The sequence below is a fragment of the Paenibacillus sp. J31R122 genome (assembly GCF_056269185.1).
Genome location: NZ_JBWDNM010000007.1, coordinates 22233 through 38779 on the forward strand (window position 1 = coordinate 22233; position 16547 = coordinate 38779).

Sequence of the window (16547 nt, forward strand, 5' to 3'; positions counted from 1 at the left end):
TATTGGAACTTGTGGGGGTTAGGCATGGCTGACGTACGTGACCGACAAAAAAGAATTCGAAATTTTTCCATTATCGCGCATATAGACCATGGAAAATCGACCTTAGCAGATAGGATATTAGAATTTACAGGAGCTTTGTCATCTCGTGAGATGCAAGAGCAGGTTCTAGACAAAATGGATCTAGAGCGCGAGCGCGGCATTACGATAAAATTGCAAGCTGTAAGACTTTCCTATGTTGCAGATGATGGTATTGAATACCTTCTTAATTTGATTGATACCCCGGGGCATGTCGATTTTACATACGAGGTTTCACGGAGCTTGGCAGCTTGTGAGGGAGCGTTACTCGTAGTAGATGCTGCGCAAGGGATTGAAGCACAAACGCTTGCTAACGTCTATTTAGCGCTAGACAACAATCTTGAAGTCATACCGGTTATTAACAAAATTGATTTGCCGAGCGCGGAGCCTGAACGGGTGAAGCAGGAAATTGAAGATGTTATCGGGATTGATTCGAGTGACGCGGTGCTTGCATCGGCCAAAGCAGGTATCGGGATTAAGGAAATTTTAGAGCAGGTTGTTGCAAAAGTACCGGCACCAGTCGGTGATCCAGACCAACCGCTTAAAGCACTTATTTTTGACTCGCATTATGATCCGTACAAAGGTGTTATCGTATATGTGCGGGTTATGGACGGCAGCATTCGCGCTGGCAAAAAAATTCGTTTCATGGCAACAGAGGCTGAATTCGAGGTTATTGAAGTCGGCGTGTTTAGACCGAGCATGACGATCGTAGATGAGCTTACTATAGGTGATGTAGGGTTTGTCGTAGCCGGAATTAAGAACGTGAAGGATACGCGTGTAGGGGATACCATTACTGAAGCGAAGAAACCTGCTTTGGAGCCATTGCCAGGTTATCGCCGGATTAATCCGATGGTATATTGCGGATTGTACCCAATTGAAACACAGGACTATAACGATCTTCGAGAAGCGCTTGGAAAGCTCGAGCTTAACGATGCGTCTCTCCGTTATGAGCCTGAATCCTCAACAGCGCTAGGGTTTGGCTTCCGTTGCGGATTCCTAGGCTTGCTGCATATGGAGATCATACAGGAGCGTATTGAACGTGAGTTTAATATACCGCTCATTACTACAGCGCCGAGCGTTATTTATAAAGTAACGCTGACAAGCGGCGAAACAATTGAAATTGATAATCCTTCGAACTATCCTGAGGCAGGCAAGCTTGATTATGTAGAAGAGCCTTATGTAAAAGCGGGTGTCATTGTACCCAATCAATATGTAGGTACTATAATGGAGCTATGCCAAGGCAAACGCGGTGAATTCGTTAATATGGAATATTTGGATACGAATCGAGTAACTCTGACTTATCAAGTGCCGTTATCTGAAATCGTTTATGATTTCTTTGATCAGCTAAAGTCGAGCACGAAGGGATATGCTTCGTTCGATTACGAAATTTCAGGCTACCGCAAATCCAGTCTTGTTAAAATGGATATTATGCTTAACGGCGAACAAGTGGATGCTCTATCTGTTATTGTCCATCGCGATCGTGCGTATCATCGCGGGAAAATTATATGCGAGAAGCTGAAAGAGCTAATTCCTCGGCAAATGTTCGAGGTGCCGATTCAAGCATCAATCGGCAATAAAATTATTGCGCGTGAAACAGTAAAAGCTATGCGTAAAAACGTGCTTGCCAAATGCTACGGCGGTGATATTAGCCGGAAGCGTAAGCTGCTTGAGAAGCAGAAGGAAGGCAAGAAGCGTATGAAGCAGGTTGGTAACGTAGAGGTGCCGCAGGAAGCGTTCATGGCGGTACTCAAAATCGACGAGGATTAAAACGGACGAGGATGAGGGAGGGCGCTGCTCTCCCTTTTTCCTATATAAAGATTTATTAGTTTTCACTATAACAGAGCGTAAAGATCGTTTGCGCTTGCTTTTCAATACGCTTAAAGGAGGAATCATTGATGATCGTAAAGCAATCACCACGCGCTTTATATATACACATCCCATTTTGCACAAATAAATGTCATTATTGTGACTTTACGTCCTACGTGCTGAAGGGACAGCCAGTTGATCAGTATTTGGATGCTCTTGAGATGGAGATGCAACGATCGGTTAGTGAACTGCCTCCAGTAGAAATCGATACTGTATTTGTCGGTGGCGGTACGCCAACGGTTCTGACACCTGTTCAAATGGAACGGTTTCTGAAGTCGGTTCGCACCTATTTTCCACTTGCGGCAGATGTGGAGTTTACTATGGAGGCAAATCCCGGAACGACGGATATCGATAAGTTGACAGCTATGCGTGAAGGCGGCGTGAATCGGATCAGCTTTGGCGTTCAGTCATTTGATAACGAATTACTTGAGCGCATCGGACGTATTCATAGTGTAGAGGATGTTTATCGCAGTCTTGAAAATGCGCGAGCGGTCGGCTTTACGAATATGTCGATCGATTTGATGTTTGGACTGCCTGGTCAAACCTTAAAGCATCTAGCTGACAGCGTTGATCGGGCTATGGAGCTCGGACTCCCGCATTATTCCATCTACAGCTTGAAGGTCGAAGAAAATACATTGTTCCATAAGCTATACGAAAAAAATGAGCTGCCATTGCCTACTGAGGACGAGGAGTTTAATATGTTCATGTTGCTTTTGGACATGCTTAAGCAAAATGGCTACACTCATTATGAAATTAGCAACTTTGCTAAGCCGGGCTTTGAAAGCCGTCATAACTCTACGTATTGGCGCAATGAGGCGTATTACGGTCTAGGTGCGGGAGCGCATGGTTATGCCAATCGTACACGTCATGTGAATTTAAAAGGCATTACACCGTATATAGAAGCAGCTGCCGGCAGATTGCCGCGTCTTGAAACGTTCGAAGTGGCTGAAAATGAAGCGATGGAAGATTTCATGATGGTAGGACTAAGATTGCTTGAGGGTGTGCCTGTATCGCGCTTTGAGGCGCAATTCGGTGGACAGACACTTGAAAGTAAATTCGGAACGGTTATTGATAAATTGCTGAAAGATGGGCTGCTCGAACGGATTCAAACAGACGAGGACACTATTTATCGACTAACCGATAAGGGTGTCTTGCTCGGCAATGAGGTATTTGGATCTTTTATAGGCTTTACTGTATAAAAAACTATTGAGAATTAATTCGTCATGTTGTATATTTATTCATATATTATGCATTGGATTTATTTACATGCACCGGGTGGAGGCGAAGGCGATCATGCAGACCGTACAGGTTGTATGCAGAAAAGCAACATCTGCGGATGTTGAAACTTTATTTCTATTGATTAAGGGTTATGCTGAGAAAGGTATCATGCTCCCTCGCACCCGGGAGGCACTCGATTATATGATCGATTCGTTTATCGTCGCAGAAGTTGGGGACGAGGTTGTTGGCTGTGGTGCTCTTACAAGATTAGGTACGGAATTAGTAGAAATTCGCTCGCTTGGGATGTCGGAGGGTTTTAAGGGACTCGGTATCGGCAGTAAAATTGTCGATGCATTGATTGACCAAGCAAGAGAACAGCAAATTCCGAAAGTAATGGCATTAACATACGAAGTGGCCTTTTTTGAAAAAAACGGCTTCACCGTAGTTGAAAAGGAAATTTTCCCTGAAAAAGTGTGGAAAGATTGCGTCAACTGCCCGAAGCAGCATGCGTGCGATGAAATTGCTGTTCTTAGAATGTTGAGCTGACCAAACAGAAATGATCCTATTAAATTGCAAATCATTGTCCCATTAGCGCAAAAACTTGACTAATGGGAGAGTGATTTTTCTATATTAGCATTAAAAATGCCTAACTGACTTGACAATCGTTAAGCTGGTTTGGTATTTTTGTATTAATGATTAGCACTCGATCCGATTGAGTGCTAACGATGGAAAGCCGAAATAGCGATGCACACATTTTTGAGGGGGAATTCGAATGCTGACAGATCGACAACGGATGATTTTAAACGCGATTGTGGATGATTATATTCGCTCAGCTGAACCGGTCGGTTCAAGAAGTATTTCGAAGCGCGGTGACGTTGCCTTTAGTCCGGCTACAATTCGCAATGAAATGGCGGATCTTGAGGAGCTAGGCTTTTTGGAGCAGCCGCATACGTCGGCAGGACGTATACCTTCAACTAAAGGCTATCGTTACTACGTTGACCATTTAGTGAAGCTTAACGAAGTGGATGAGAACGATCTGGGAATGGTTCGCTCGTTCGTAACAGATAAAATGAATCAAATGGAGCAGGTCATACAGCAAACAGCTATGATACTATCCAATTTGACGAACTACACATCCATTTTACTGGGACCAGAAATGTTTAGCACTTCATTGAAGCATTTCGGGATTGTTCCGCTTGATCAAACATCGGCAGTTGCCATTATTGTGACTAACACCGGACATGTAGAGAACCGAACCATATCTATTCCAGAAGGGCTAAAAATGGACGACATGGAAAAAGTCGTAAATATTTTGAACGCTAAACTGGCAGGTGTTCCATTAATTCGTTTGAGGGCGAAGCTTTACACCGAAATTGGGCAAGAGCTTGAAAGGCATGTGGAGCATTACGAGCAGCTATTGCAGGTGCTTGATCACGCTCTCCAGAGTGAGGATGAGCATCGCATTTTTCTGGGCGGTACGACTAACATGCTGACACAGCCTGAATTTAAGGATGTTGACAAAGTAAAAACGATATTGGATTTGCTTGATGAAACACCGACAATAATGAAAATGTTTTCCGGTCTTCCTTCGGGTATACAAGTACGCATTGGAACAGAAAATGACCATAAGGCAATTAGCGATTGCAGTTTAATTACAGCAACTTATGCGATTGACGGTCATTCGCTAGGAACGATTGGTATTTTGGGACCAACACGAATGGAATACGGCAAAGTAATCAGTCTCCTTGACCTCATATCCAAGGATATGGCGACTTTCCTGGGACGATGGTACAAATAAACTTATTTTTTGTTCAGTTTGCATTTGTAAACTTTAAGTATTGCTTAGATTGCTAAGTTTTTATTTTTAAGGAGGTGAATTCATGAGTACGAAAGAACAGCACAATGAAGCAGCTGAAGCGGTTGAAGAAGTAGTGGCGGCTGAGCAAATGGAGCAATCCGTTGAAGAAGCTGTAATAGATGAAGCAGGCGAAGATCCACGTTATGCGGAACTTGTGAAGCAAGCGGATGAGAGCCAGCAGCGTTACCTACGCGCGCAAGCGGATTTCGATAATTTCCGTCGTCGTACGATGAAGGAAAAGGAAGAACTGGGTCAATACGCTTCAATGAAGCTAATTGATCAACTGCTTCCGATTGTTGATAATTTCGATCGAGCGGTAGCTGCGGCATCGGTTAATGGTGATTTTGAATCACTAGCTAAGGGTGTTGATATGATTTTACGTCAGCTGATGCAAATTTTGGAACAGGAAGGCCTTAAAGTGATGAATGTTGTCGGTGAGCCTTTTAACCCTGAGTACCATCAAGCAATTATGCAAGTCGAATCCGATGAGCATGAGGAAGGCATTGTTGTGGAGGAAGTACAAAAGGGCTATGTCTTGAAAGATAAAGTTCTGCGTCCCGCAATGGTTAAAGTAAGCGGCTAATTTTATTATATAAGAATAAAATGATAAGAACGATATAGGAGGAACTTAAACGATGAGTAAAGTAATCGGTATTGACCTTGGTACAACAAACTCTTGCGTTGCAGTAATGGAAGGCGGCGAAGCTGTCGTTATACCAAACCCGGAAGGCAACCGCACAACGCCTTCAGTTGTCGGCTTTAAGAAAGATGGCGAGCGTGTAATTGGTGAGACAGCAAGACGTCAAGCTATTACAAACCCGGATCGTACCATCAGCTCGATTAAGCGTCATATTGGTACAAACCACAAAGAAACGATTGATGGCAAAGATTACACTGCTCAAGAAATTTCCGCAATTATTTTGCAGAAGCTGAAAGCTGATGCTGAAGCATACTTGGGACAGACTGTAACACAAGCGGTTATTACAGTTCCGGCATACTTTAACGACAGCCAGCGTCAAGCTACTAAAGATGCTGGTAAAATTGCAGGTCTTGAGGTTCTTCGTATCGTCAATGAGCCGACTGCAGCTGCACTTGCTTACGGTCTTGAGAAAACTGAAGATCAAACGATCCTCGTTTATGACCTTGGTGGCGGTACATTCGACGTATCCATCCTTGAGCTTGGCGATGGTTTCTTTGAAGTAAAAGCTACTAGCGGAGACAACAAGCTTGGTGGCGATGATTTTGACCAAGTCATTATCGATCACCTTGTTGCTGAATTTAAAAAGGATCAAGGCATTGATCTTTCCAAAGATAAAGCTGCTGTTCAACGTCTGAAGGATGCGGCAGAAAAAGCGAAGAAAGAGCTTTCTGGTACGTTAACTTCTGCTATTTCTCTTCCATTTATTACAATGGTTGACGGCGTTCCTCAGCATTTGGAGCTCAGCCTTACTCGCGCTAAGTTCGAAGAGCTTACAGCTGCTCTTGTAGAGCGTACGCTTGGACCTACTCGTCAAGCGCTTAGCGATGCTGGCATGACTTCCAGCGATATTGATAAAGTTGTATTAGTCGGCGGATCGACTCGTATTCCAGCTGTACAAGAAGCTGTAAAAAAATTGATCGGCAAAGACCCACACAAAGGCGTTAACCCAGATGAGGTAGTTGCTCTTGGTGCAGCAGTTCAAGCAGGCGTATTGACAGGCGAAGTGAAAGACGTTGTATTGCTTGACGTTACTCCATTGTCTCTTGGTATCGAAACTGCTGGTGGTGTGTTCACGAAAATGATCGAACGCAACACGACTATTCCTACAAGCAAATCACAAGTGTACTCCACTTACGCTGATAATCAGCCAGGCGTAGAAATTCACGTCTTGCAGGGTGAGCGTTCGATGGCAGCAGGCAACAAAACACTTGGCCGTTTCACTTTGAATGATATTCCTCTAGCGCCGCGCGGTGTTCCGCAAATCGAAGTAACTTTCGATATCGATGCTAACGGAATCGTGAACGTGTCGGCTCTAGATAAAGGTACAGGCAAAAGCCAAAAGATCACCATCACATCATCCAGCGGCTTAAGCCCTGAAGAAATTGAACAAATGATGAAGGATGCTGAGCTAAACGCAGAAGAAGATCGCAAGCGTCGTGATCTTGTAGAAGCGAAAAACAACGCTGACCAATTGGTTTATTCCGCTGACAAAACGATCAAAGACCTTGGTGATAAAGTAGACCCTTCTGAGGTTGAAAAAGCAAATGCAGCGAAAGAAAAAGTAGTTGCCGCACTTGCGACTGACGATCTTGAGCAAATTAATGCAGCTACAGAAGAGCTTACTCAAATCGTACAACAGCTATCTGTTAAGCTTTATGAGCAAGCTGCCCAAGCTGAGCAAGGTGCAGAAGGCGAAGGCCCGGATGCAGCTTCAGCAAAAGGTAAAGACAATGTTGTAGATGCTGAATATGAAGTGGTTGACGACAATAAATAAGAAGTAGAGGGGAGAGGTCAAAAACAGGCGCTGCCTGGGTTTTGACCTCTCTTTTGCGCGTAAATACGTATAAAATCACAAGCGTAAACGGCTGTTGCCGTCCTTGGCGGCATAAGCAAAGTTTCGCGGTGAATTATAAGCATATTATAAGTGTGAAACTTATAAATTCTTATAATTTAGAATAACAGCGGAGGTGAGAACAGGTGGCAGATAAACGTGATTATTATGATGTGCTGGGTGTTGGCAAGGATGCATCGGCTGATGAAATTAAAAAGTCTTACCGTCAGCTAGCTCGTCAGTATCATCCGGACGTTAATAAGGCGGTTGATGCAGAAACAAAGTTCAAAGAAGTCAAAGAGGCTTATGACGTACTAAGTGATGACGGTAAACGCTCAACCTATGACCGTTTCGGACATGTAGATCCGAATCAAGGCATGGGGGGAGGCGGTCAAGACTTTGGCGGTGGCTTCGGTGATATTTTTGATATGTTTTTCGGCGGCGGCGGAGGCGGACGACGTGATCCGAATGCTCCACAGCGCGGAAATGACTTACAATATACGATGACTGTAGAGTTTAAGGAAGCGGTATTTGGCAAAGAAACCGAAATCACAATTCCACGTACGGAATCCTGTGATACTTGTCATGGTAACGGTGCTAAGCCAGGAACGAAGCCTGAAGCTTGTTCGACGTGTAAAGGAAGCGGACAGCAAGAGGTAGTACAGAACACACCGTTTGGTCGTATGGTTAACCGCCGGGCATGTACAAATTGCAGCGGTACTGGACGTGTCATTAAAGAAAAATGCGGAACTTGTCACGGCGCAGGTAAAGTGAAGCGTCAACGTAAAATTAATATCAAAATCCCAGCAGGCGTAGATGATGGCGCGCAAATCCGTATGACTGGCGAAGGTGAAGGCGGTCTTCGCGGCGGGCCTGCAGGTGACCTTTATATTGTTATCCGCGTGAAGCCGCATGAGTTTTTCGAGCGGGAGAATGATGACATTTATTGTGAGGTTCCACTCACATTCGTACAAGCGGCGCTTGGAGATGAAGTTGAAATACCAACTTTAACAGAAAAAGTGAAGCTGAAAATTCCAGCGGGAACTCAAACGGGAACCTATTTCCGTCTTAAAGGCAAAGGAGTTCCTAAGCTGCGTGGATATGGTCAAGGCGATCAGCATGTGAAGGTAACGATCGTTACACCAACTAGCCTGACTGATGAACAGAAAGATCTACTAAAGCAATTCGGCGGACTAAGCAAAAATTCCAATGTCGATCAAGAGCATCATGAATCTATTTTTGATAAAATGAAAAAGGCGTTCCGCGGTGAATAACCCGGTACGTTTTTTTTTTTTCACAACTCGTATAGTTTCTGCATTGCAAAGGAATCCTATGCAGGTAGTAAAACATTCAACTACCAATAGGAGGCTATAAAAAATGACTTTCAAAAACAATAATGACAATGCCAACAACAGCATGGAGAAAGTGAATTTCGCGAATTTACCTATAGCTGAAAATGAAGATGTTGAATTTTCAGAAGAATTTGCTGATGAAGCTGACCGCGAAGCGCAAGCGCGCGCTGCTGCTGCAGATGCTAGAGCGAAGCAGCAATAAAGGCAATCCAGGCTTATTTATAGTTTGGGATTTTTGAACTTTTTAGGAGGATTTGTTTTGAGTCCTATTGAAATTCGAGCTACTTTTAGTGAAGAGAGTGCTGCCCAAGAAGCTCTTCATAAATTACAAGCGTTACGCGCGTTTGATGTGAATGGTCTATCTGAGAGTGGAATGTTGACCGCGACCGTGGATGAAGAGGTAGCTGAACGAGCCATTCATCTTATTCACCAGGTAGGCGGACATACATCAGTTACTTAAAATGAAGAGAGTCTGCTGGCATTATGCCTGCGGACTCTCATTTTTTTGTGCAAAGGTGCCACTCTGGTGTACAATAGTTGTTAGGTTTTTAACACTGGAGGGCTCTACTTATGAAATGGCATGAACTAACGATTACAACTACGGAAGAAGCGCAAGAGATGATATCGAACTTTTTGCATGAAATGGGAGCTGGCGGCGTATCCATTGAAGAATCGGGTACGATGAATAAACAGCGTGATACATCTTTTGGACAATGGTATGAAATTCCTTTTAACGATATACCTGAAGGAATGGCTATTATTAAAGGATATTTTACGGACGATACGGATAACGATGCAATGATTGCAGCTTTGAAGCCACGTGTTGAACAGCTTCGCGAATTTGACATTGATCCAGGTGACGTTGTTTATTCGGCAGTTGTTGTTGATGACGATGATTGGGCGGATGCATGGAAGCAATATTTCAAGCCATTACGCATTACCGATACGCTGACTATTAAACCAACATGGGAACAATATGAGTCTGCGCCGAACGAGCGTATAATTGAGCTTGATCCGGGTATGGCCTTTGGTACGGGAGCGCATCCTACAACTTCCTTATGCCTGCAAACTTTAGAATCTGTCGTTCGCGGCGGTGAAGAAATGATTGATGTGGGAACGGGATCTGGTATTTTGGCAATTGGTGCTTGTCTGCTAGGTGTAAAGAGTGTTCTTGCACTTGACTTAGATCCAGTAGCTGTATCCAGCGCAAAGGAAAATACGTCACTTAATCAACTATCGGAGAGAATCGAAGTGAAGCTAAGTGATTTGCTAGGAGTGCTTAAAGAAGGAGAAACGAGTAACGACACTGGAGATAGTCAGGTTCTTCGTGTAACGCTCCCTGTAGATTTGGTTGTGGCCAATATTTTGGCGGAAGTTATATTAATGTTTGTTGATGATGTGTACGCGGCATTGAAGCCGAATGGTATTTATATCGCTTCAGGCGTATACAAAAATAAAGAGGATATTGTTGAAGCGGGACTAATTGATTCTGGCTTTGAAATTGTTGAAAAACGCCGCGACGAGGATTGGATTGCATTCGTTGCTAGAAAGCCGCAGGTGAGTGAATGAGTAATTTTTTATGGTATCCTTTAGAGGACTTACCGTTTATATTTTTAGTGCTTATTATCGCATTTACTGTACATGAGTTTGCGCATGCATTCAGCGCGTATAAGTTCGGTGATGATACCGCGTATAAAGCAGGCAGGGTGACACTGAATCCTCGTGTGCACTTAGATGTATTTGGTACGATTCTGCTTCTTATTGCAGGATTTGGCTGGGCGAAGCCGGTGCCAGTAATGGCTAGCAAATTTAAGAGACCTAGGTTAATGGGGATTGTTGTATCTGCGGTAGGTCCTTTAAGCAATTTGTTGGTTGCCTTCGTAGGGATGATCGTCCTATATGTGCTTAATGAAACCGGTGTTCTCTACGCGGGTTCTGTAGGAGTCTATTCCGCTTATGTTCATTTTTTCTATTATTTAATTACGATTAATTTACTGCTCTTTGTTTTTAACTTGATTCCTTTGCCGCCATTGGATGGTTATAGAATTATTGCGGATCTATTGCCGCTCAAGATTCGTTACAAACTGGATCAAAATGTGCAATGGGGCATGTTTATTTTTTTACTGCTCGTGTTCATTCCGCCACTTCGCGAAGTGACACTGGATCCTATTTTAAATCTTTCAACAAAGACGATGTTCTCTATGATCGAGATGTGTGAAGCTGTGTTTTCGCCACTTGACTGGGAACGGTTTCTCATAGATTTTTCTTCCTAAAACATGCTATTATGAAGGATGGAATTTGTTTAAGGGTGGTTGAACATACACAATGCAACGATATTTTGTAGCTGCTGAGCAGTTTGGCAAGTCCGATGTCCGTTTAGTTGGTGAAGATGCCCATCACGCGCAGCGGGTTATGCGAATGAAACCTGGTGATAAGATTATTGTAAGTGACGGTCAGTCGCGTACAGTATTAGCTATAGTAAGGGAAGTTCTTCCTACGAAAATAACAGCAGATATTGCTGAGAGCATGAACGCGGACTGCGAGCCTAGCTGGTCGATTACAATTGCGCAAAGCTTGCCTAAGGGCGATAAGATGGAGCTGGTTATTCAGAAGGGCACGGAGATAGGCGCTTATGCGTTCGCGCCGTTTGAGTCCGAGCGAATGATCGTTCAGTATGACAGCAAGAAGGAAGCAAAACGTATAGATCGCTGGAGTAAGATTGCGAAGGAAGCAGCGGAGCAATCGCATCGCAATCGTATTCCTGGTATTGAGCCGTTGCGCAGCTGGCGTGAGCTTATGCAGACGATTGGTGCTTTCGATTTGGCGCTTTTTTGTTACGAACGCGAGGGTGACGCCGCTCATGGCAAAGGAATACGTGACGCTGTTCGAGAATGGCTTGCGAAGAGCAACATATCGGAGACTGTAAACTCTCCTCGCATATTGCTCATTGTGGGGTCTGAAGGAGGCTTTACAGAGCGTGAGGCCTCTGAGGCTGAAGCGGCTGGAGCAGTATTAGTTGGTTTAGGCAAAAGAATTTTAAGAACGGAAACCGCAGGTATCGTAGCATTAACCTGCCTATTATATGAATCCGGAGAAATGGGAGGAGAGTGACCACTATGCCAACGGTCGCATTTTATACATTAGGCTGCAAAGTAAACTTCTATGACACAGAAGCGATTTGGCAGTTGTTCAAAAACGAAGGTTATGAGCAGGTCGATTTCGAATCGAATGCGGATGTTTATTTAATAAATACTTGCACGGTTACAAATACAGGAGACAAGAAAAGCCGTCAAATTATTCGACGCGCTGTTAGGCGCAACCCGGATGCTGTAATTGCCGTAACTGGCTGCTATGCTCAAACGTCACCCGCGGAAATTATGGCGATTGAAGGTGTTGATCTTGTGATCGGTACACAGGATCGTGAGAAAATAATGACATTTGTCAATCAAATTCAAGATGACCGCCAACCGGTTAACGCGGTTCGTAATATTATGAAGACACGCGACTTTGAAGAGCTTGACGTGCCTGATTTTTCCGAACGGACCCGCGCTTTCTTGAAAATTCAAGAGGGCTGCAACAATTTTTGTACCTTCTGTATTATTCCATGGTCACGGGGTTTATCACGTAGTCGCGCGTCGGAAAGTGTTCTTGAGCAGGCAAAACAGCTTGTAGCTTCGGGCTATAAGGAAATTGTACTGACAGGAATTCATACAGGCGGATATGGCGATGATATGGAAAACTATAATCTAACCAGCTTGCTGTGGGATTTGGACAAAATCGAAGGCCTTGAGCGAATTCGAATCAGCTCTATCGAAGCAAGCCAAATTGATGATGCTATGATTGAGGTTTTGAACCGTTCCAGCAAAATGTGCCGCCACCTTCATATCCCGCTGCAAGCAGGCGAAAATTCTGTCTTGAAGCGGATGCGTCGTAAATATACAACGGAAGAATTTGCAGCTAAGATTAAACGTCTGCATGAAGCGATGCCAGGCGTAGCGATTACTACCGATGTTATCGTTGGTTTCCCGGGTGAAACCGAAGAAATGTTCGAGAGCGGCTTCCACTTCATGGAGGAGCTTAAATTTGCGGAAATGCATGTATTCCCATATTCGAAACGGACAGGTACGCCGGCAGCTCGGATGGAGGAGCAGGTGGATGAAGAAGTGAAAAACGAGCGTGTCCACAAGCTGATTGATTTATCTGAGAAGATGCAGCTGGAGTATGCAAAGCAATATGTCGGTGAAGTGCTTGATGTTATTCCCGAACGCGATTATAAGGGAGCACCGGGAACGGGATTAGTAATGGGGTATACAGATAACTACATTCAAGTAGTATTTGATGGTACCGTAGAACTGATAGGTAAACTATGCCGCGTTAAAATCACTGAAGCTGGAGTTAATGAATGCCGCGGTACGCTTGTCCGTGTACTTGATGAGTATAGCCCGCAAGCTTTAGATGAGAATACACATACGTTTGTGTTGGAGCGTCCAGAAGCGATTAGAGCCTGATAACCAAAGTTTTACGAATGCAAGGATTCCTTTAATTATCGATTCCTTTAAATTATAAGAATTTATAAGTTTCATACTTATAATAGGCTTATAATTCATCGCGAAACGAGCTTTTGCCGCAAGGACGGCGACAGCCGTTTACGCTTGAGGAAAAGATAGAGGAATCCTTTGCTGCATATACTATGTATGAAACGTTGCAAGGGGGAAACGGACATGAAGGAGATTTCTGCAGGCGGTGTTGTGTACCGTCGGACCGAGCAAGGGAAGCTGCAAATTCAACTCATCCAGGACCGTTATGGTAAAGTCTCACTGCCGAAAGGCAAGATGGAGCCAGGCGAAACGATTGAACAAACCGCTTTACGGGAAATAGTCGAAGAAACCGGTTTAGAAGGAGTCATCATTGCTCCAATTGACCAAATTAAATACCAATATAAGCACGATACGCTCGGAATAATCAACAAAGAGGTTCATTATTATTTGGTTGAAGCCGTTGGCGGCTCCTTGCAGGCTCAGGTAGAGGAGATTCGCGGTGTTGATTGGTTTGAGCCTGGGGAAGCTTGGAGACGGCAGAAGCAGTCCGGCTATGAAAATAATCATCGTATCGTTGCAGGAGCCTTTCAATTGCTTGGCTTGCAAGCGGATTAGAGTTTGAGATTGGTTGCAGGATCTAGCTTGCGAAATGTTTTTAAGTAACAAAACGGAAGTGCAAATAAGGAGCTAAATACATTGAATATGGTTTGAGCGTGAGCGATTTGTCCGGCAGGAGACGATGAAATCCAGCTGGATAAGGCGGATAGCTCTCCAGTGAAAGGCATAAACAATAATGCTCCTCCGACGTTCAAAATAATGTGAGAAATAGCGACAAGCTGTCCAGCCTTAGAACCTCCAATCGAGGCTAGCAATGCAGTGGCGCATGTACCGATATTAGATCCCAAGACGACAGCGATGCCTAGCTCTATGGGCATCGCACCAATGGAAACGAAACCCATAATAATTACAATAACGGCTGCGCTGCTGTGAACGGCTGCAGTAAGAATTGCGCCTGCGGCAAGCCCCCACCATAAGCTATCTTGAGCCTTCGTGAGAAACCAGCCGAACATATCGCTTTCTTGTACAGCGGGACCGACGCTCTGCATCATCGTCATACCGGTCAGAAGCAGACCAAAGCCAAACAAAGCGACAGCAACAGAGCGTAGAGTTTCTAACCAATGAGCTTTTTCAAGCGCGGGGATCAGCTTCAGTTCTCCAAGCAGTACAGTTACTAGCCATAACGCGAGAGACAATTGCAGCAGTGGCATAGCTAGCTTATTCAAATTGAGACCAATTAGCTCGGTTGTTATACAAGTGCCAATATTGGTGCCAAGAACAATGCCAAGCGTGCGAGGGAACGTAAGCAAACCCGCATTTACCATTCCGATTGTTATGACGGTAACGGCGGTGCTGCTTTGAAGAAATGCGGTTGTTACCGTGCCTATGGCCATACCATGCAGGGGAGTTGCGGTTGAACGCTGTAATATTCGGGTCAGGTAGGGTCCGCCTAGGCGATATAACGCAAGCTCCATCAGCTTCATACCGCACATAAAAACAGCGAATCCAAGCAGCATAGGAATGAGTATAGAATGAATCATTTGATGCTCTCCTTCTTGAATGGCAAAAGATTCGTTGCGTATGTATACATATGCTAATAGCAAGACAAGCATGCCAAGCAGTTACCTTGAGGGGATGAAACACGACATGAGCAATCCAAAAATATGGTTAATAAAAGCACGTAAGAAACGTATAGAACAAGGACATCCTTGGATATTCGCTAGTGAAATCGAACGATTGGAAGGAGAAGCGAAGCCGGGTGATTTGGTTGATGTGGTTACACATCAAGGACGTTATTTAGCAACCGGCTATTGGAATCCTAAATCACAGATTACGGTTCGAATTGTATCACATAAGCCTATAGCGGAGATGGACGTTGATTTTTTCCGTGCAAGACTGCAACAATGTTTAGATTACCGTCAGCGTTTCATAACGGACAAAGATTGTCGATTGGTATATGGAGAAGCGGATTTTATGCCAGGGCTCGTAGTTGATCGTTTCAACGATGTGCTAGTGCTTCAACTATTGACACTTGGCATGGATATTAGGCGTCAAGCCTTACTTGACGCGCTGATTGATGTATTCAAGCCTCGCGGCATCTATGAGCGGAGTGATGTTAGTGTTCGATCGCTTGAAGGCTTAGAGGAGCGTACAGGTGTTTTATACGGGGACTGTCCGTCTATTATCGATATTGAGGAGAACGGTATAAAGCTTGAGGTTGATATCGCCCAAGGACAGAAAACCGGTTATTTCTTCGACCAACGTGAGAATCGCGCTTCGATCGCTCCGCTAATGACTGGCTGGGGCGGCCGCAGCGGAATCCAATTGATGGATAGAGCCGAAGCAGAGGGCCGCTCAGCCGGTGATATCATTCAGACAGAGACAGCTGTTAAAGATCTTGTTCCAGTCAATTCAAATGGAAAAATCGTTACATTCCCTTACTGGGATGGCGCAACGGTGCTTGAATGTTTCGCACATACAGGCAGCTTTACGTTGCATGCTTGCAAGTACGGCGCCAAGAAGGTTACCTGCTTGGATGTATCGGAACATGCCATTGAAACGGCTAAGCGCAATGTAGATCGTAACGGTTTCACAGATCGAGTTGAATTTGTCGTAGCTGATGCGTTTGAGTACTTGCGCGCACAAGTGAAGGGTAACGAGGAACGGAAGCAGCGCGGTCTCGGCGGGGTTGACACATCGAAGAAGCAGGATGGATCGGCAGGCAGGACATGGGATGTCGTTATTCTTGATCCTCCTGCTTTTGCAAAAACAAAAAGCGCGGTGCCTGGTGCAAGCCGCGGCTATAAAGATATAAATTTACAAGGCTTGAAGCTAGTAAATGAGGGTGGTTATTTGGTTACAGCAAGCTGTTCCTATCACATGCGTCCTGAATTGTTTCTTGAAGCGATCCAGGAAGCGGCAACTGATGCGGGCAAGCTGCTTCGGTTAATCGAATGGCGTGCAGCGGGCAAGGATCATCCGCAATTGCTCGGCGTGAATGAAGGTCATTATTTGAAGTTTGCCATCTTTGAAGTAAGAAGCAAATAAAAGA

General features: G+C 44.5%; 16 protein-coding genes. 15 read left to right on the forward strand and 1 reads right to left on the reverse strand.

The window, feature by feature from the left end:
• Positions 1-24 precede the first annotated feature (24 nt).
• From lepA to AC0YN7_RS12935, 14 genes are all read left to right on the forward strand, one after another.
• Positions 25-1842, forward strand: a complete 1818-nt coding sequence (gene lepA / locus AC0YN7_RS12870) for a translation elongation factor 4 (protein ID WP_475810407.1) — start codon at positions 25-27, stop codon at positions 1840-1842.
• A 128-nt stretch (positions 1843-1970) separates the two neighbouring features.
• On the forward strand, positions 1971-3140 hold the full coding sequence (gene hemW / locus AC0YN7_RS12875; protein WP_475810408.1) for a radical SAM family heme chaperone HemW: 1170 nt from the start codon (positions 1971-1973) through the stop codon (positions 3138-3140).
• A gap of 67 nt (positions 3141-3207) precedes the next feature.
• A complete protein-coding gene (locus AC0YN7_RS12880) occupies positions 3208-3705 on the forward strand; it encodes an N-acetyltransferase (RefSeq protein WP_475810409.1) in 498 nt (165 codons plus the stop codon).
• A 226-nt stretch (positions 3706-3931) separates the two neighbouring features.
• A complete protein-coding gene (hrcA, locus tag AC0YN7_RS12885; RefSeq protein WP_475810410.1) occupies positions 3932-4957 on the forward strand; it encodes a heat-inducible transcriptional repressor HrcA in 1026 nt (341 codons plus the stop codon).
• Between the two features lie 82 nt (positions 4958-5039).
• A complete protein-coding gene (grpE, locus tag AC0YN7_RS12890) occupies positions 5040-5600 on the forward strand; it encodes a nucleotide exchange factor GrpE (RefSeq protein WP_475810411.1) in 561 nt (186 codons plus the stop codon).
• A gap of 52 nt (positions 5601-5652) precedes the next feature.
• The gene (gene dnaK, locus AC0YN7_RS12895) at positions 5653-7491 is read left to right on the forward strand and encodes a molecular chaperone DnaK (RefSeq protein ID WP_475810412.1); all 1839 of its coding nucleotides are present in this window, start codon (positions 5653-5655) and stop codon (positions 7489-7491) included.
• 203 nt (positions 7492-7694) lie between these two features.
• The gene (gene dnaJ, locus AC0YN7_RS12900) at positions 7695-8822 is read left to right on the forward strand and encodes a molecular chaperone DnaJ (protein WP_475810413.1); all 1128 of its coding nucleotides are present in this window, start codon (positions 7695-7697) and stop codon (positions 8820-8822) included.
• Positions 8823-8925: 103 nt separating this feature from the next.
• Positions 8926-9102 (forward strand): YfhD family protein, encoded by a 177-nt coding sequence (locus tag AC0YN7_RS12905; RefSeq protein ID WP_475810414.1) that lies wholly within the window; start codon positions 8926-8928, stop codon positions 9100-9102.
• Between the two features lie 57 nt (positions 9103-9159).
• The gene (locus AC0YN7_RS12910) at positions 9160-9360 is read left to right on the forward strand and encodes a hypothetical protein (protein WP_475810415.1); all 201 of its coding nucleotides are present in this window, start codon (positions 9160-9162) and stop codon (positions 9358-9360) included.
• Between the two features lie 110 nt (positions 9361-9470).
• Positions 9471-10469, forward strand: coding sequence for a 50S ribosomal protein L11 methyltransferase (prmA, locus tag AC0YN7_RS12915; RefSeq protein WP_475810416.1), 999 nt, complete (start codon positions 9471-9473; stop codon positions 10467-10469).
• Positions 10466-11173, forward strand: a complete 708-nt coding sequence (locus AC0YN7_RS12920) for a site-2 protease family protein (RefSeq protein WP_475810417.1) — start codon at positions 10466-10468, stop codon at positions 11171-11173. The genes prmA and AC0YN7_RS12920 overlap by 4 nt, the downstream gene beginning before the upstream one ends.
• 52 nt (positions 11174-11225) lie before the next feature.
• Positions 11226-12011, forward strand: coding sequence for an RsmE family RNA methyltransferase (locus AC0YN7_RS12925; RefSeq protein ID WP_475810418.1), 786 nt, complete (start codon positions 11226-11228; stop codon positions 12009-12011).
• 5 nt (positions 12012-12016) lie between these two features.
• Complete coding sequence (mtaB, locus tag AC0YN7_RS12930; protein WP_475810419.1) at positions 12017-13408, forward strand: tRNA (N(6)-L-threonylcarbamoyladenosine(37)-C(2))-methylthiotransferase MtaB; 1392 nt, start codon at positions 12017-12019, stop codon at positions 13406-13408.
• Positions 13409-13621: 213 nt separating this feature from the next.
• On the forward strand, positions 13622-14053 hold the full coding sequence (locus tag AC0YN7_RS12935; RefSeq protein WP_475810420.1) for an NUDIX hydrolase: 432 nt from the start codon (positions 13622-13624) through the stop codon (positions 14051-14053).
• Here AC0YN7_RS12935 and AC0YN7_RS12940 read toward each other — a convergent pair.
• Positions 14050-15036 carry a Na/Pi cotransporter family protein gene (locus AC0YN7_RS12940; RefSeq protein ID WP_475810421.1) on the reverse strand — a complete coding sequence of 329 codons (987 nt, stop codon included), beginning with the start codon at positions 15034-15036 and terminating at the stop codon, positions 14050-14052. The two genes, AC0YN7_RS12935 and AC0YN7_RS12940, sit on opposite strands and share 4 nt — an antisense overlap.
• A 106-nt stretch (positions 15037-15142) precedes the next feature.
• Here AC0YN7_RS12940 and AC0YN7_RS12945 point away from each other — a divergent pair, with 106 nt between their 5' ends.
• Positions 15143-16543, forward strand: a complete 1401-nt coding sequence (locus tag AC0YN7_RS12945; RefSeq protein ID WP_475810422.1) for a class I SAM-dependent rRNA methyltransferase — start codon at positions 15143-15145, stop codon at positions 16541-16543.
• The last annotated feature ends 4 nt before the right edge of the window (positions 16544-16547 follow it).

Coding starts and splice junctions, on each gene's coding strand:
- lepA (WP_475810407.1), top strand. CDS start 25: ATGGCTGACGTACGTGACCGACAAAAAAGAATTCGAAATTTTTCCATT.
- hemW (WP_475810408.1), top strand. CDS start 1,971: ATGATCGTAAAGCAATCACCACGCGCTTTATATATACACATCCCATTT.
- AC0YN7_RS12880 (WP_475810409.1), top strand. CDS start 3,208: ATGCACCGGGTGGAGGCGAAGGCGATCATGCAGACCGTACAGGTTGTA.
- hrcA (WP_475810410.1), top strand. CDS start 3,932: ATGCTGACAGATCGACAACGGATGATTTTAAACGCGATTGTGGATGAT.
- grpE (WP_475810411.1), top strand. CDS start 5,040: ATGAGTACGAAAGAACAGCACAATGAAGCAGCTGAAGCGGTTGAAGAA.
- dnaK (WP_475810412.1), top strand. CDS start 5,653: ATGAGTAAAGTAATCGGTATTGACCTTGGTACAACAAACTCTTGCGTT.
- AC0YN7_RS12905 (WP_475810414.1), top strand. CDS start 8,926: ATGACTTTCAAAAACAATAATGACAATGCCAACAACAGCATGGAGAAA.
- prmA (WP_475810416.1), top strand. CDS start 9,471: ATGAAATGGCATGAACTAACGATTACAACTACGGAAGAAGCGCAAGAG.
- AC0YN7_RS12920 (WP_475810417.1), top strand. CDS start 10,466: ATGAGTAATTTTTTATGGTATCCTTTAGAGGACTTACCGTTTATATTT.
- AC0YN7_RS12925 (WP_475810418.1), top strand. CDS start 11,226: ATGCAACGATATTTTGTAGCTGCTGAGCAGTTTGGCAAGTCCGATGTC.
- mtaB (WP_475810419.1), top strand. CDS start 12,017: ATGCCAACGGTCGCATTTTATACATTAGGCTGCAAAGTAAACTTCTAT.
- AC0YN7_RS12935 (WP_475810420.1), top strand. CDS start 13,622: ATGAAGGAGATTTCTGCAGGCGGTGTTGTGTACCGTCGGACCGAGCAA.
- AC0YN7_RS12940 (WP_475810421.1), bottom strand. CDS start 15,036: ATGATTCATTCTATACTCATTCCTATGCTGCTTGGATTCGCTGTTTTT.
- AC0YN7_RS12945 (WP_475810422.1), top strand. CDS start 15,143: ATGAGCAATCCAAAAATATGGTTAATAAAAGCACGTAAGAAACGTATA.